This window comes from Tunicatimonas pelagia, from assembly GCF_030506325.1.
GTDB lineage: Bacteria > Bacteroidota > Bacteroidia > Cytophagales > Cyclobacteriaceae > Tunicatimonas > Tunicatimonas pelagia.
This window is the reverse complement of sequence record NZ_CP120683.1, coordinates 4,616,437-4,632,179: the sequence shown is the minus strand read 5'-3', so window position 1 is coordinate 4,632,179 and position 15,743 is coordinate 4,616,437. Positions and strand designations below refer to the sequence as shown.

The following is a 15,743-nucleotide window of genomic DNA, read 5'->3' as shown; positions in this document are numbered from 1 at the left end:
TATCTTAATCTATGTTATCAACCTTAACGCTGACGGATGAGAGCAAGCGGACTATTCAGATTGCCCAATCGTTAGCCAAAGAATATCAAAACGCTCAGTTTACCCCCGCTCATTTGCTGCACGCTCTGTTGCATAAAGATGTAGGGCTACGCGAGCTGCTAGAATCCCTCGATCAAGACATTCCGTACCTGCAAGAGTGGGCCGAAGTCCGCATTGAAAACCTCTCTAAGAACACCCGCATCCCCGAAGAGCCACCGGGCGATGCAAAGGTCTCATCCGTGATTAATGAAGCTGATTTGATTCGGCTCAAACTCAATGAAGAAGATATTAGTCCTCTGGTAATTTTGGCAGCACTGTGCAAACCCAATGTTGCCTTCACTAAAGATCAGCTTAAAACCTTTCCGCTTACGGCGGATGATCTGCTGTCTACCGTCGTAGCCGAAGAAGCTATTCAGGAAGCAATTTCCCCTGCAGCCGGGACTAAACCCAAAAAATCTACTCCTAGCAAAACCAAAGCTTTATTCAAGTACTGCAACGACAAAACCTCACTAGCCCGCGAAGGTAAGATTGACCCCATCATCGGTCGTGATCGCGAAACCCGCATGATGGTGGAAATTCTCGGACGGCGCACTAAACCCAATGTACTTATTGTGGGTGAACCCGGTGTCGGTAAAACCGCTCTCGCCGATGGTTTTGCCCTGGATATCGTGAACGAGAAAGTCCCCGCATACCTAGCCTCAGCCGTATTGTTTGAACTAGACTTAGGTTCATTGGTGGCTGGGGCATCTTACAAAGGTGAAGTAGAAGACCGACTAAAAAATATTATCAAAGAAGTTAAGACCTTTGAAAAGGCGATTCTCTTTATTGATGAGTTGCACCTAATGCTAGATAGCACTGGCCCAGTCGGCAGCGGAGCGGCTAATCTACTCAAACCTGAACTAGCTCGGGGCGAGATTACCGTCATTGGGGCGACAACTAACGAAGAGTACCGCAAATACATTGAGAAAGAAGAAGCCTTTAGCCGTCGCTTTGAAGTACTGCGGGTAGAAGAACCGGATGTAACCGTGGCTGAACGTATGGTGCGAACGTTAGTTCCCCTTTACGAACAGCACCATACCATCACCGTCGGAAAAGGTACTCCCCGCGAAGCGGTGCAACTCGCCAAACGCTACATCAAAGACCGTCGTTTGCCCGACTCAGCCATCGATTTGCTTGACCGCACCATGGCTGCTATCCGTATGGCAGATGAAACCTCCGAAAAAGAGCTACAGCAACTCGAAGAAAAACTGAAAGCCTCTGCCACCGAAGCGGTGAGCGATACGCTGGCTGAACTGCGCTGGTTCCACCGCGAACTGAAAGATAAAGTCAGTCCGATATTATTCAGCCAACTAGAGGATGATATCGATGAGAAGGAACTGGATACAGCTGAGACACTGCGCGATTATCTGCAATCTACCATTGATGCCCTACTCAAGTTGACCGGAAATAAAAAGGGCAGCGTAGAAAAGGCGGATGTTGCCGCCGTAGTCGCCCACAAAACGGGCATTCCATTAGGGAAAATTCAGACCAAAGAGCGGGAGAAGCTCTTGAATATGGAAGAGCACTTGAAGCAGCGGGTAATCGGGCAAGACCACGCCATTAAAGTGATCTCCGATGCCGTACTAGAGTCTCGTTCCGGTCTAACTAAGCCCGGTCAACCGATTGGTTCGTTCTTCTTCCTCGGCCCCACCGGAACGGGTAAAACCGAACTGGCTAAGTCGCTGGCCGAATTTCTGTTCAATGATGAGTCTACGCTGCTGCGCTTCGATATGTCGGAGTTCAAGGAAGAACATTCGGCAGCCGTGCTACTGGGCGCTCCGGCGGGCTACGTGGGCTACGAAGAAGGCGGCATTCTGGTCAACAAAATCCGAGAGAAGCCTTACGCCGTAGTGCTGTTTGACGAAATCGAGAAAGCCCATGCTTCAGTCTTTGATATCTTCTTGCAAATTATGGACGAAGGCAAGCTGCACGACCGACTGGGCAAAGAAGGCGACTTCTCTAACGCAGTAGTGCTGTTCACCTCCAACATCGGCAGTCAGTACATCATGGATACTTTTGCTGAGGGAGAGTTACCTACTTCCCAGCAGATGATGGAACGGATGCGGGGCAGCTTCCGTCCGGAGTTCCTGGCGCGGGTCACTGAAATTGTTCCTTTCGCCCCCATCCAGGAAGAGAATGTGGTGAAGATTTTTGACATCCACGTGAAGAAACTACTAGCACTGCTGGGTAAACAAGGAATTGCCCTCAACATTTCCGATAAAGCCAAGCAGCAGTTGGCACTGTCAGGCTACACTCCCGAATACGGAGCACGACCGCTCACCGGAGTCATTCGCAACCAGTTGCGCCGACCTATTTCTAAGCTTATCATCGCCGGAAGCGTAAAAAAAGGCTCAGTCATTGAATTGGATGTGGATGATATGGGGGAACTAGTATGGAAATACGAATAAGACAAGTGGTATTTTATAGCATACTTTAATTAATAAATTGATAATTTAGAGAATATCTAACCTATGAATGAAGTTGAAATTGGCGGTCAACTAGTACCGCAACAATCCTTTGAAGCGATTACGCAAATCTCATCCAACCGTACTTTGTTGGTGCAGAAACTAAGTTCGCGACCTACCAAACCCGAACCGATTACCGGACTAAAGACGGTGAACGAAGTGTTTGACCATTTTAAGCCGAATGTGAAAGTTGCGTTTGACACCGAAGACGGCACTTCGGTAGATGAAGAACTAAAATTTTCTACCTTAGGTGATTTCACTAAGAAGGGTATCGTAGAACAAAGTGCGTTCTTAAAAGACCTCCATGCCCAGCAGGATGGCTACCACAAATTTATGAAGCAACTAAAGTCTAATAAAATCCTGAAAACAGCCTTGCAAAACCCTGAAGCGAAGCAAGCTTACTTACAAGCGTTACAGGCAATGATCCAAGAAATAGAGCAGGCCGAATAATAGTAGCTACCTATTCCATTTTACTCACCTACTTAACCATACCCCCATGGCAGAAGAAAAAGCACAAACCGCCCAAGTTGCAACCAAAGAGGTGGCACTAGATAACCCCAAAAAAGTTTTAGAAGAAAGCTCCGACGAACTCATCGAATACGGCGGGTTTGAACTCATTGAATCCTCGGTAGACGGAGCGAAAGTGATGAACCCCGAGGGTAAAGCCCGACGAAATATCTTCCTCACCGAAGGAGCTAAAAAAGAGGAGCGGCAGAAGCTTAAGAAGCAGTTACAACTCTGGCACGATTTACTCAGCGAAAACGATGATATTTCGGCGATGGTAGACCAATGCCAAGAAAAAGTAGAGAAAGCTGAGGAATTACTAAAGGAAAATCTCAAAAAAGCCTTAGGCGAAACCTCCGAGCTAGAGCGCAACTACCGCTCGCTGGCTATGTTCTACAAAAACACAGAAACTGATAAAGTTCGCAACATTACCATCTTCAACGCGGACATTGACCGTTTGAAAGACCTGGACAACACTTTAGTGATCGACAAAATTACCGAAGAGCTAAAAGCCCGTCACGATAGGCTAGATTTACGCGAGAACTACTCATTAATGGTTATCCCCGGCTACCTAGGCTCTAACAAAGTAGTAGAAAAATGGGCCAAGATTGCCTACCAGAACAAAACTATGCTGGTGACGGACTTTAGCCATCTGGATGATCCCGATGCAGTGGTGGAAGAATTTGACGCGGCCAACCTGACCGGAGGCGAGATTCACCGCTCTAATGTAATGATGACCTGCAACTGGTTGGTAGGGCGTGAGCAGTACGAAGACCTGGATGAGGACGAACCGATGTACATTCCGCCGTCAACGGCCTTAGCCGGAAAAATCTACAGCACCCTGATTGCCCAGCCTACTGCCGGAAAAATGCACGGTGGCCTGAACGAAGTAGATGGCGTAGCTTTCCCATTGAAGAAAAGTGAGATTTCTGAGTTGGAAAAGCGTGGCTTAGTACCCATGGTGAAAGAGTGGGAAAAGGTAATGGCGTTCTCGGCCAAAACGCTCTATAACGGCAACGATATTGGCTTGCAAACCTACTCGGTCGTTCGCGTATTCGACTACGTAGGTAAAGTGATTATCGATTTCTTAAACCGTCAGGCATTTGTCAACTGGACGCCTAAGGTGCAGAAAGATTTGAGTCGGGAAATCTCCAAGTACCTCAAGAGCATTATGGGTAGCGATAAGATCATTCAAGACTACAAACTGATGAAACTAGAGCAAGACCCCGAAACCAAACGAATCAATATTGACCTGCATATCACCCCTTTCTTCCCCGCCAAAAACTTCCTACTGAAGCTTGGAGGTACGAAAGGTGATACCGCCGAGGAGTGGCAGTCAGAATATGCTGAGCAATAAACTTATAATCAATATGTCAGAATTTGAAAAAATTGCTTTATGGTGGGATGAGCAGCATACGGAAACGCAACAACTGTTAAATCATTGGGTAGCGAACAACAATAATTCTATTCTTGATAGATACGGAAGAGTTCTAACTGCTACTGCTGTAAGTACTGCAATGGAATTGGGGGCAGGCTTGGTTGATACTTTACGACTAGGAGAAGGTGTAAAAGAGGGAGGTTGGGGGTATGCCAAGGATTCGCTGAGATTACTATCTTTTGCAGGGCCAATCTTTAAATTAGGTAGGTTGGGTTTTGCTAAATGGACATTTAATCCAAGCGGGGGGTGGTGTGCTTCTGTTGCTACGGCTAAAGCTATTAGACATACTGGTTATAATCTATTTATTAGATCGAGCGATATCATAGGGTTAACCCGAAGACTCCAGCCAAAGAACATGAGCGAATTTATTCCTATGTTGAAGAAATTAGGTGTTATTATCAAAGAGTCTAAAGACGTAAAAACGCTAGATGTAATAAAGATCCTTACAAAACAGAATAAAAAGTCTGTTATTATTTTTGGGGTTAAGTGGACAAAAACAAATGGAAAAAAGGTCGGACATGCTTTATATGCGTATAGGGATAGTGTAGGAAGGTTTAGAATTGCTGATAGGGTTGGTAAAACTTTTTCCAACTTATCAGAACTAAATAAATACTATGATAACATAAGTACTGCCGTTCCACAAGGTTCAGTAGTTATTGTAAAAAATGCAATGATTGTTGAAGGTACATCACTTAGTAGCGTATTAGCAGTAGAGGTAAACGCCTATCTTCTCAAGTCGAAGAGTAAAGAAGTAAATTTTACTCCTGTGAAGAAATAGTCAAACTTTATAGATAATAATTTAAACCTAAAATTTTAAACAACTATGGCAGTACGTGCAAGACTCGATTTAGACAAGTTAAACGATGTTCGCGTTATTGATTTCTCTTACAGTTTTAGCCGTGATATTGATGCTTCCGGTCGTCCTTCCGGCATTGTTCGGGGCGGAACCCTCCAGATGACGATTGAATCGACTAAAAGTGCTTTCTTGCCCACCTGGATGACCCTGGCCCAAGGTAAAACTAAAGAGGGGCAAATTGAGATCATGGATGATACCGATGATGAAAAGCCCATCAAAACGATTAAGTTTAAAGATGCCTACATCGTCGAGTACGGCGAAAACTTCAGTTGGCAAGGAGGTGAAAATATGATGGAAACCTTCGTCATTTCCTGCCGAGAAATTACCATTGAAGGCGACGGTGGCCCAGCAGTTTATGAGAATGAGTGGCCGATGTAAAACCCGTTTTGCACTGCCAGAAAGTATAAATCTTGCCTCTGGAGTTACTTGTTAGCCAAACCAGTACACCACTTTGCTTGATGTTAAGTTAATGAGCTAGTTCAAACTCTTTCACAATAGCTTTGTAATGAGGCAGCATCATAAGTTTCAAACTTCAGAGCGGAAAGAATATATGAGCATTGATGTATCCTAGATTCCCTGCTGAGTCAACCTGGTCAGTACATATCAAGTTTGCTTATTCACGGCTTTGTGGGTTACTTAAGCAGGGCTATTTTTAGAGTATTTACCGTCGCTTTTGGTAGTGCTCAACGCAGCGCAAACCTGCTTATCTGGACGGACGAAATATGAACCGTAGAAGCAATAAGCCGGGCACTTGAAGATAATATTATGTGCGGTGATCGCTAGATGGCCACTCATATGTCGTTTTATTCTCTCGTTGATCTGTCGCGAAGCTACCTCCCAGAAAGGCTATCTACTACACTAAGGGTGACAAATTATTGAGATGGTCTGAAGAAGTGAAATTCTTCCTGGTTTTAAGTATACGAAGAACGATTAATTTTATCTTTGAATATTATCAATTCAGCAATTACGTAACGCTATGTATTTAACTAAACGACTCTTTTATATCCTCACTCTTATCTCGTTCACCGTACTAATTTCTTGTCAGGATGATGAAGAAGCCGTACCCGAAGGTGATATTGTAGGTAGTTGGCGCCAAGTTGATGGTGAGTTCACATTCAATGATTTAAGTATACGAGAATACTACCGAGATTTGGCTCAACGAGCTGGGCTTACCCTCTCTGAAGACGAATTAGACGTGTTAGAAGCTCAAGCCGAACAGGATCTTAACGTGAATTTTGATGACGGTACAATCTACGAATTTGGAGCAGACGGTAGTTTTGCGTCTAATGGCCCTAGTAGCATAGGGCAAGGAACTTGGACTACCAACGGCGATCAGCTAGTTCTCACTGATGGAACAAATTCTACAAGTCGCACAATTACTAATCTTAGCAACTCCGAACTTAGACTGCTGTTTGAAGATAATCGTACTATAGATCTTTCGCGTATTGGACTATCAAGCACTGAACCTGTTAAAATTGGGATTATCCTAACTTTCAACAAGCAATAGATAATTATCTATCGTAGCTGGCAGGCCGTATGAAGAAATACAAGTAAAAAATCAAAACTAGGCATTTTGGCACAGCAAGTAGAACTACACGTAACAATCGCGGGGGAATCAATAGCTCCTTTGTCGGAGGTGAGTATTTCGCAGGATGTACATCAGCACCACACCTTTGAAATCTCGCTGGCGGCCGATGCATTTCGGGATACCGGACGAGCTATTTTGGAGCAGTCAAAAAAGTATATCGGTAAGGAGTGCCACATTCGTTTTTCACCCAATTTATTTGGTAAAAAGCAATCGGAAAATGAATTTATTGGAATAGTGACCGAGGTACGGCTGAGTCGCCTGAGCAACGGGCAGCGTACTATAATTTTGCAGGGCTATAGCCCCACCATCTTGCTAGAGGGGTACCCTCAGTGCCGTACTTATCAAGAAATGAATTTGTTGGATATATTTGAAAGTACGCTAGAGGCCATTCCCCAATCGTTAGCAACCGAAACCAACTCCACCAAGGAGCATAAAAACTTACCCTACGTAGTTCAGTACAATGAGTCAAACTACGCTTTCTTACAGCGCATGGCAGCCCGCTTTGGTGAGTGGTGTTTTTACGACGGCACCCAACTTGTTTTTGGCGAACCCATCCGAAATAAGAAAATAGATTTACCATTGGTAAAGGACTTATTCGATCTAGATTTTTCTTTCAAAGTGCAGCCGGTTAATTTTAAAGTATTCTCCTACGATTATTCCAACAGTACTGTATACGAAAGTAGCGGAGCTAACTCAGCAGTAGATAATCTTGATGATTACGGTAAATTTGCCTTAGAACAGTCAGAACAGCTCTTTAGCCAAGAGCCTCACAGCACTACCACGCAGCTTATTGCCGAGCAGCAAGAGCTAAACGATTTGGCCGAACAGCAAAAAGCTGCTTCAGCCAACAGTATGGTGGTTATGAATGGCACCAGCGATAATCCCTTTTTAAACGTAGGCAGCATCATCAACATTACTGGTGAAACCGCGAATGAACAAGACTACGGCGAATTTATTATTACCTCTTTGTCTCACTACGTAGGCAGTTCGCTCGATTATCAGAATAGCTTCACGGCAATTCCGGCTGAGTTAGAATCTCCGCCGCCTAGCACGGTGAAACAACCTGTTTGTGAATCTCAATCGGCTATTGTGGTCGATAATAATGACCCTGATAAACTCGGACGGGTACGAGTAGCTTTTCCCTGGCAATCGGCTTCCGAACCTTCTACGCCCTGGATTCGGGTATCTCAGGCCTACGGCGGAGGAAAAAATCACGGTTTTTACTTTGTCCCCGAAACCGATACGGAGGTGATGGTAGGATTTGAGCACAACAATCCTGAGAAACCATTTGTCATAAATAGCCTGTACCACAAAGATTTTAACCCTTCGTTTTGGGCTAACAACAATAATTCTACGAAGGTCATAAAAACCCAGAGCGGTAATCAGATTCACTTGATTGATGACGAAAATACTGAGAAGATTCGCATCCTTCATAAAGATGAAGACAACCCGCATAACGAGATTTGCCTGGAAATGGAGGGTAACGGAAAGATCACAATCACATCCCAAGGTGATATTGACATTGTTGCGGCAAAGTCAATTAAAATGGAAGCCGCCGAAGATATTGATATTACGGCGGGAAAAGACTTGTCAATCTCAGTGGGCAAAAATATGGTTACCACAGTTAAATCGGAGTTGACCCAAGAGGCCATGCGTATTGCGGCTACGGCTCAGCAGTCGGTTGAAACAAAAGCAGGAACGGAAGTTACCATTGACGGTAGCACCAAAGTTGCCGTTTCGGGCGGGATGGATGTGAAAATAGACGGCGGGGCGAACACCACTGTAAAAGGTGGAGCCAACTTATCGCTAGAAGGTGGGGCTGTGGCCAGCCTGAAGGGTGCCTTGGTGAAAATTAACTGAGAGTATGCGTCCGTATTATCAATTACCCCTGAACTTTACCGACCTTTTGCAGAAAAAGCGGTTAGCTCTTTGCAACTTAGAAGATGCCATCCGCCAGCATATCCACCTAATTATTAAAACGCACTACCACGAATATCGCTTTGATGCTAATTATGGTTGCTATGTGTGGGATAAAGACTTTGATAACATTCAAAGCGTATCTAAATGGAAAGATGAGCTGGAAGATTTGGTGCTACAGTCGCTAAATGCCTATGAGAAACGTCTGGCGAAGATGCAGGTAGCTATTACAATCGATGAACCGGAAATGCTTGATCCGAAAACCCAGCAAATAATTCGCCACCGGAAGCGCATTACTATTTTAGTACAAGGAATTATAAAAAAAACGAACCAAGCCTTCCACCATACCGAGTATATGTTTTTTAGCCCGCTATCTTTGGCCTGACTTTATGACTTCAACTATTTATGCAACTCAATCGGGAAAATCAATTTCAGCGGGATAAGGTAAAACAGCGGCTGCTCAAAACTGCTGCTGAACTATGGGGTTACGACGAAATTGAACTGGAAGAGCTAGATCCGCTAGTTGATCTTTTGTTCGGAGCCTGCGCCGTACAATTTGAAAAAACTGCCCGAGAACTACATCAGTCCCGAACCCGAACACTAAAGCAATTAGCTAGTTTACTGTTGCCCGAAGCACTCACTATTCCTACTCCCGCTCACGCCGTACTGCACGTGCGCCCGCTGGAACCGCAGCAGATTATCACTACCGAACAGCAGTTTATCGCCTCTCAGGAGGTAGTAAATCCCGATAACTTAGCCAAACCCGAAAAGAAAGATGTTTTTTTCTCTCCGGCACTGAATACTACACTCGTTAACGGTGATGTGCGCTACCTGGCTTTTGGACGAAAGCTGCTGCAAACTGCCGGAGTTTTGCCCCGAGAAGTTTTACTTAGTGCTTCCGATAAAGCCTCGGCCTTACCTACGCAGTCGCTGTGGGTAGGGCTGGAGTTTCCTTCTAAACTTAGTAGCATTGACGACCTCACCTTTTATTTTGATTGGAAAAACCAGCCCGATGCGGCCTACTACCGAAGTTTACTACCTTCTACCCAGTGGTTTCTGGATGGACAGCCCATCCGAACCCGCTCGGGTTACGCTCCGGTAAAAGTCCGCCATCGTACCGATACAAACGAGTGGCAAGACCAACTGCCTAATGTTAGCGAGGTGCTGGAACAACAAGCACTACAATCATATCAGACATCATTCATTACCGTTAACCAGCTAACCGGATTGGCCAGCAGCACGCCATACCCTACAGTTTTTTCATCCGTTTTTGATACTGAAAGTTTAGCAACCCTACCCAAGACAATCACTTGGATTGAAGTTCGCTTCCCACAACTCATGCCCGCCGAAGTGTTATCCAACACCGTTTGCGCTATTAACTGCCTACCCGTTACTAACCGTCGGCTGATCCGTAGTAACCGTCCTTACCGAGTTGGTAAGCTCTTGAATATTATTCCTTTGCCTACTACCGATTATTTTCTAACGATACGTCAGGTAACCACCGACTCGGGAGTGGCTTACCGAAATGTGCCTTTTCAGCGTTTTAAAACCTTAGAACCCAACACCTACGCCATCCGGGAAGAAGGAGTAAGCCGCTTTGACCAGCGTAATGCCACTGAGTTTTCTAATCATTTGTTAGATCTTATCCGCGACGAAAACGCTGCTTTTGAGGCATTAGGTAGCAGTAGAGTGGTTCAGGATATAAAGGCTATTAAGCAACTTATTTCTCGGCTAGAGCGTCAGATTGCCGCTAGCACTAAAAATCCGGATGTTGAACACTACCTAGCTTTAAATGCGGAGCGAGACGAAAACGTTTGGGTAGAGTTTTGGTCAACGCTAGGAGCCACAGCCAACCGGCTTCCCTCTGGCACGAAGCTTCAGCCCTACAAAAGCAATGATTTTCAGGCTAACGACTTACTTTTGGTAACGCCCTCCCACGGTGGGCGAGATAAGCCTAGCGATACAGAAAAAGTGCATTCGTTCCGAAGTGCCTTACTTTCGCGAGATCGTTTGGTAACCGAAGAGGATATGAAAGCCGCTTGCTACGCTCGATTAGGTGATTTAATAGATTCCGTCACGTTTGGCAAAGGCGTTCGAGTGCTGCCCCGCTCCAATCAGGCTTTAGAACGCACCCTAGATATCACTATTCGACTTACAACTGATGCTAAAATGACCGAAGCTGAACTGGAAAGTACTGAGCGCGATTTGCAGCAATTCATCCACCAACGATCTTCTACGGTGCTACCCATCCAAGTAATCTTGAAAAATGAGCAATGAGCAAATTTACAGGGTACGAGTTTGGAAAAACAATGCATTGAAAATAAATTCCGGTCTCCGGTCTTAATGACCAATGACTAAGATACTATACTCATTCAAGCATCAGCTATGCAGGAAGGAAATGAACATAAAGACTTACAACAACTGCTGGAAGAGAGCTTCAAAGGCAATGATATTGATCTGAAGCCGGAGGTAATTATTGCTAACGCAATTCGTCATAAGCTAATTAAAATAGAAGATGTTTTTATTCGGCCAGCAAGTACGTTCCAGCGGTCGTACACTCACGATTTTCTCTCGGTAGAGAAGCGAGAGCGTAAGCAAGGCAATCCATACTATTTTATCGATATCAACCGCGAAGGCTTGTACGATACCCTCCCCGAGGGACTATTTCATCAAACGCTAAAGAAAGATGCCCAAATTGATACTGAGATAGCAGTAGCGGAACTAGAGCTCCACCGCCAAGAAGAAAAAGCCGTTCGGAAGTTCTTCTTACCTCTGGAGCAAGAATTTTATCGCTTGCAGCTACTGGCCGAGTGGCAGGAGAGCCAGCTTATACTCGCTTCCCTCAATCGCCAGCAGTACAACGCCCTGATTAACCTGTGGGATTTACCTAAAGAGCTGAGCAACTATCAAACCATGATGATGCTGCACATCATTCCGTTGCTGCACCGAGTTGTTGGCGATCATGAAACCACATCAAACCTGCTGAGCCTGGTAATGGAAACTCCGGTTCGGGTAGAGACCTGCCAAATAGCCCCCCAAGAAGTCAATGAAGTACAGCTACCGTGTTTGGGAGAGTTTGAGTTGGGTCGCGATAGTGTGCTGGGCAACTATATTGAAGATTATCATCCTCATTACCAGCTTATTGTAGGTCCCATTGAAAAGAAGTATATTGCGGGCTATCTTTCCGATGGAAAAAAACGAAAAACCCTATTGCGCTTATGTGCTTACTTTCTTCCTTGCCAGTCGGATACTTCGGTGAAAGTTGAGATTGTTCAACCGGAAGAAGAGGGCTTTTTACTGCACGGGGAAGAACCAGGCGAAGGATACCTGGGCTACACTACGCAATTATAATTTATGGTTACTGTTATCGTACTTGCTGTACTCGCCGCCATTACTGGCGTGCTATTTTTCTTAAGTAGTCGGGCGCGCCCGGAGCTACTACTAGGAAAAGTATTAGTTTATGCGGTAGCCTTTATTGGTACTTTTGTGCTGTACGCAGTTTTGGCTATTGTTGGCAAACTCTCACCCTCGTTGCTTTTTTGGTTAATATTTGGCCTGAGTCTAATTGCTGGGATAATACACACTTGGCTACTACACCGAAGGTTTGCCTGGGTGCAGAAAGAACTATTCTTAGCGGAGCTATTGCTCACGCTGTTTATGTACGCTACCGGTACTTTGCTACTATGTTTGTTGTGTACTGCATTAGCTGATTATGCCTCTGTTTCTTTTTTAGCCGGAGCCGCTACTGCGTTTCTTTTGCCGTTCTTCATTCATAAGAGCTTTTTACTGTGGCAAGCAGTACCCCCACCTTATTTTTATAAGTGGTTCTTCCCTACCGAAAAAGAAGTGCCTACGCTTACTTTTCAGAATACAATCCCTCTGCAATTCACTTTTGAAAAGGAGATCAACCATACTGATTCTACTACATTTGCGGTGGTTGCTCCCAATGATATTCAGCTAGGCGACTTGTTTCACTCTTTCTTAGAGGAATATAATCAGCATAATACTGATAGTCCTATTCAATCGTATCGTCCGCCGTTTTCCTGGATATTTTACTGCGAAACGCATCAGTGGTGGAAGCCCCTCAAAGTGGTTGATCCCAATGCTTCGGTAGCCGAAAATAATTTAAAACCCAACGATTTAGTGAATGCTGTACGAATCCGCAAATAAGTAATAATGAGTAATGATTGATGATTAATGAATAGTATCTTACGACGTATCATTAGTTATTACTCATTAGTCATCAATCATTGAAGAAGATGCAACCCTACATAAATTACCATACTGTTAACTGGCGAGACGGAATGAAGGTCAATAAAGACCACTTCATTCAGCAGGAAAATGCGATGCTAGATACTTTGCGTGATGTGGCTGCCCTGCAAATCACTCCGTATAACTACGGCTTGCTTAACGGAGTTTCCGGTCAAAGCTCGCTAGAGCTTACTGCCGATTTGGCCAGCAGTCGTAAACTCAGCGTGCAACTTACCCGCTGCCGTGCCATTACCTTAGGGGGTGCCCGCATTGAAATGAATGCTACCCCGGGCGATGAGCTATTAGCACCCATTAAAGCAGAGCACTTGGTGCAGGATGAAGACCAACTGCTCTACGACATTCTTGTTACAGTAAACCCCTTTTCCCGTCAGCCTATTGGCACCCCTGACCCTGATGAAGAACCACTGCGCCATCCGTATACCACACCTAAGTATCAGCTACAGATTGTACCCTCTCACCAAATCAATCTTACTGATTTGGGAGCTTATCATCTGATACTAGCTAAGATCAGGGTGATTGGTAATGAAGTAAAAGTATCCGATAAATTTATTCCCCCCAGCAGTCGAGTTACGGCTCATCCTACTTTGGTGGCGTACTACAACCAGCTTATGGGCTACCTGGTGAACACTGGCGGTCACTCCCGTCAGGTGATTGTTAAGATGCGCCTCAAAAGCGAACAGTCTCAACTAGTAGCTAACCTATTTACCCTCTCGCAAGAGGTGCTGAACTTTATTGCTGGTCACCTCGATTTTGCCCGACTTCGCCTGCTGCACTTGCCTCCTATCCATATGCTTGAACTATTCACTAAATTTGCTCGTACGGTGCGGGTATGTTTAGACTGCATGAGCGATAATGGTAGAGAAGAAATGTTGAGCTACATTCAGGAGTGGACGGAAGTACGACCTGGCAACCTGGAGAATACTGTGAATGCACTCTTGGAGTCTGATTACGACCATCTTCAACTGTATTCGCTACTCGATCTATCCGAGAAATTTACCTCGCTAATGGAAGTTTTGTTCGCTAAACTTAGTGAGCTAGACTATATTGGCAAGCCAAAAGAGCCGGAGCGTCCCAAAAATAATGTGTTTGTCCGAGAAAGTGCCCCTTCGGCGGATACTAAGAAAAAAGGTAGCTTCTGGAAAATTTAATTAACAAGTCATGAGTAAACCTGCTGCTGTAGTTGGCGACATGCACACCTGCCCTATGTCTGACGGCCCTAAACCGCACGTAGGTGGCCCTCTTCTTCCCCCTGGTGCCCCTACCGTACTAATTGGTGGACGACCAGCCGCCCGAGTGGGCGATCAGGCTACCTGCGTTAGCCCGGCTCCCGATGTTGTTCTAATGGGATCGCTAAGCGTGATGATCGGTGGTAAACCCGCTGCCCGGGTGGGTGACAAAACCGCTCACGGGGGAGTTATTGTAGGACCAGGGGTGCTAAACGTACTAATTGGGTAGACCAGCTATATGGAACCAATCAATCAGGCCGAAAGAAAAGCGGCCAGGGCCAAATTCACGATATTCTTAGTACTGTCTATCTGCCTTATAACCCTTCCTTTTCTCTTTTATTCGCTAATACCCAGTGAGAAAGCACCTGCACCCGTAATTGCAACGCCAATGGCTGTTAAGGAAGCAGAAGCTGATCCGATTGAGGTAGCGGCAGTTCAAGAGCGACTGGCTAGCTTAGCCAATCGGATGCAACAAGTAAACATTACATTTTTGGTGGATGCCACCGAAGGCATGGAAGAACACCTACCGGCCGTGGCCCAAGCTGCTGCTACCATTGAAGAGAATTATCAAGCCGAAATTGAGGCCGCCTGCTACCGAGACGCCGCCGAAGGAGCATGGCTCTATATGACCAATAGCATGGTTGGCGACGCTCCAGCTTCCTGGATACAGTCTCTGGATACTAAGTCTAAATTTGATCAGGATGAGCCAGAAGCACTTTACTATGGCCTAAAACGAACGCTAGAATCTAGCCACCTAACCCCCAATGAAACCAATATCTTAGTTCTAGTAGGTGATGCTGGCAACCACGCCCAGGAACCTACTACCGATGTATCCCCAACCGATATTGTTCAGTTACTGAAAGCAAAAGACTGCCATTTTGCAGTATTTCAAGCACGTAACCTAACCAGCAGCTCCAGCTACGCTGACTTTTCGTCCCAGATGAGAGGAGATATTTTTATTCCTTTAAAAAATTCCCTAGAAGCTTCTACCCTACAGGAGAAAGACCGAGCTGATCAATACGGAATTCACTACGCGGTAGAAGGCAGCACCTCTCTTTCATTGTACTCGACAAATCCGGCACAGTCGCTTCCGGCTAATGTGCTAAGTGAGAAGATTATCCAGTTTGTAGCGCAAGTATTAGCACCAAATCAATATGCTGCTACCATTGAGGCTCTAAGCCAAGGCGAAGATGTAGTGGTAGAACCGCAGTTAGCCGAATTCTTACGACAAAATCAATTTACCGCCAAAGAAATTGAAGTAATCAGTAGCTACTAAATACACTGCGCACTAAACCGCAAAGAGATAAACCCTTCTATGTTGCCCTGCTTAGAAACAAGCTGCGCAGCATAGAAGGGTTTAACTTTCTGTACGTGGTTAAATTAATCTATCTTCTGATAA

General features: G+C 45.2%; 14 protein-coding genes. All 14 read left to right on the top strand.

What is annotated here, in order from left to right; all coding sequences use genetic code 11:
• Positions 1 to 11: 11 nt before the first annotated feature.
• Complete coding sequence (locus P0M28_RS19895) at positions 12 to 2,486, top strand: ATP-dependent Clp protease ATP-binding subunit (RefSeq protein WP_302204520.1); 2,475 nt, start codon at positions 12 to 14, stop codon at positions 2,484 to 2,486.
• 63 nt (positions 2,487 to 2,549) lie between these two features.
• Positions 2,550 to 2,993, top strand: coding sequence for a type VI secretion system contractile sheath small subunit (locus P0M28_RS19890; RefSeq protein WP_302204518.1), 444 nt, complete (start codon positions 2,550 to 2,552; stop codon positions 2,991 to 2,993).
• A 46-nt stretch (positions 2,994 to 3,039) separates the two neighbouring features.
• Positions 3,040 to 4,404 carry a type VI secretion system contractile sheath protein TssC gene (locus tag P0M28_RS19885; protein WP_302204516.1) on the top strand — a complete coding sequence of 455 codons (1,365 nt, stop codon included), beginning with the start codon at positions 3,040 to 3,042 and terminating at the stop codon, positions 4,402 to 4,404.
• A gap of 13 nt (positions 4,405 to 4,417) precedes the next feature.
• The gene (locus P0M28_RS19880) at positions 4,418 to 5,263 is read left to right on the top strand and encodes a hypothetical protein (RefSeq protein WP_302204515.1); all 846 of its coding nucleotides are present in this window, start codon (positions 4,418 to 4,420) and stop codon (positions 5,261 to 5,263) included.
• 45 nt (positions 5,264 to 5,308) lie between these two features.
• Positions 5,309 to 5,719 (top strand): type VI secretion system tube protein TssD, encoded by a 411-nt coding sequence (tssD, locus tag P0M28_RS19875; protein WP_302204513.1) that lies wholly within the window; start codon positions 5,309 to 5,311, stop codon positions 5,717 to 5,719.
• 598 nt (positions 5,720 to 6,317) lie between these two features.
• The gene (locus P0M28_RS19870) at positions 6,318 to 6,848 is read left to right on the top strand and encodes a hypothetical protein (RefSeq protein WP_302204511.1); all 531 of its coding nucleotides are present in this window, start codon (positions 6,318 to 6,320) and stop codon (positions 6,846 to 6,848) included.
• A gap of 66 nt (positions 6,849 to 6,914) precedes the next feature.
• Complete coding sequence (locus tag P0M28_RS19865) at positions 6,915 to 8,789, top strand: type VI secretion system Vgr family protein (RefSeq protein ID WP_302204509.1); 1,875 nt, start codon at positions 6,915 to 6,917, stop codon at positions 8,787 to 8,789.
• 4 nt (positions 8,790 to 8,793) lie between these two features.
• Entirely contained in the window at positions 8,794 to 9,231 is a 438-nt protein-coding gene (locus P0M28_RS19860; protein ID WP_302204507.1) for a GPW/gp25 family protein, read from the top strand.
• A 20-nt stretch (positions 9,232 to 9,251) separates the two neighbouring features.
• The gene (locus P0M28_RS19855; RefSeq protein ID WP_302204506.1) at positions 9,252 to 11,123 is read left to right on the top strand and encodes a type VI secretion system baseplate subunit TssF; all 1,872 of its coding nucleotides are present in this window, start codon (positions 9,252 to 9,254) and stop codon (positions 11,121 to 11,123) included.
• 108 nt (positions 11,124 to 11,231) lie between these two features.
• Positions 11,232 to 12,197: a type VI secretion system baseplate subunit TssG gene (locus P0M28_RS19850; protein WP_302204505.1), complete on the top strand. Its 966-nt coding sequence runs from the start codon at positions 11,232 to 11,234 to the stop codon at positions 12,195 to 12,197.
• Between the two features lie 3 nt (positions 12,198 to 12,200).
• A complete protein-coding gene (locus P0M28_RS19845; protein ID WP_302204504.1) occupies positions 12,201 to 13,016 on the top strand; it encodes a TssN family type VI secretion system protein in 816 nt (271 codons plus the stop codon).
• Positions 13,017 to 13,105: 89 nt separating this feature from the next.
• Positions 13,106 to 14,266: a hypothetical protein gene (locus tag P0M28_RS19840; protein WP_302204502.1), complete on the top strand. Its 1,161-nt coding sequence runs from the start codon at positions 13,106 to 13,108 to the stop codon at positions 14,264 to 14,266.
• A gap of 10 nt (positions 14,267 to 14,276) precedes the next feature.
• Positions 14,277 to 14,573, top strand: a complete 297-nt coding sequence (locus tag P0M28_RS19835; protein WP_302204500.1) for a PAAR domain-containing protein — start codon at positions 14,277 to 14,279, stop codon at positions 14,571 to 14,573.
• A 159-nt stretch (positions 14,574 to 14,732) separates the two neighbouring features.
• Positions 14,733 to 15,620, top strand: a complete 888-nt coding sequence (locus P0M28_RS19830; RefSeq protein WP_302204498.1) for a hypothetical protein — start codon at positions 14,733 to 14,735, stop codon at positions 15,618 to 15,620.
• Positions 15,621 to 15,743: the final 123 nt, after the last annotated feature.